The organism is Bartonella sp. AP57NXGY (assembly GCF_042195805.1).
Lineage (GTDB): Bacteria > Pseudomonadota > Alphaproteobacteria > Rhizobiales > Rhizobiaceae > Bartonella.
In genome coordinates this window covers 1-851 of the sequence record NZ_JBHIOZ010000448.1, presented here as the reverse complement: position 1 = coordinate 851, position 851 = coordinate 1, and the positions used below count along the sequence as shown (strand labels likewise).

The 851-nt window shown below is 40.9% G+C and carries 1 protein-coding gene; it reads left to right on the top strand.

Annotated features, from left to right (window positions below; all coding sequences use genetic code 11):
- On the top strand, window positions 1-851 hold an 851-nt coding region (locus ACFIL8_RS11400), incomplete at both ends, for a lytic transglycosylase domain-containing protein (protein WP_375689888.1).

Here is an 851-nt window from a genome sequence, read left to right as displayed (position 1 = left end):
TCTACGTTTCATATGGCGTTTAAAGGTGTTAATGCCATTGATCCAGAAGTTCTAAAAAGCGCCGCATACCAACCGGAATTTGTTGCTCCTTCATGGAACTATTTCGATAATCGTGTCCATGATATTGCAATTGAGGAAGGACGACGCCAAACTCAAAAATGGAACAAATGGCTTCTTCAAATTGAAAAACGTTTTGGTGTTGATCGCAATATTCTGCTTGCTATTTGGTCAATGGAAAGCAACTATGGGAAGGTTTTAGCTAATAAAAGTGTAATGCGTGATACCATTCGCTCTCTTGCAACTTTAGCCTATGCTGATAAAAAACGTGCAAAATATGCATATACACAGCTGATTGCTGCTATGAAAATTCTACAAAGTGGCGAAATTAAACGCTCTCAACTCACTGGATCTTGGGCCGGTGCATTGGGGCATACACAATTTATTCCAAGCAGTTATCTCGCCTATGCAGTTGATATGGACCAAGATGGACGGCGTGATATCTGGAACTCTGTTCCAGATGCTCTGGCTACTGCTGCTAACCTTCTCCACAAAAATGGCTGGCAACCTAATCTTATTTGGGGAGTAGAGGTAAAAGTGCCGCAGGGGAAAACCCTTCCTGAAGGCTGGTATTCCTTTGAACAATGGAAAAAATTAGGTGTAAAACACGCAAATGGGCACCCTCTTCCTACATCAGCTGAACAAGCAATATTAAAATATCCAGATGGAGCAAAAGGACCTATATTTTTAGTCACAAAAAATTTCTTTGTTCTGAAACATTATAATAATGCAGATCGTTATGCGTTTGCTGTTGGCCTTCTTGCTGATCGCATTGCTGGACATCCTAGATTGGT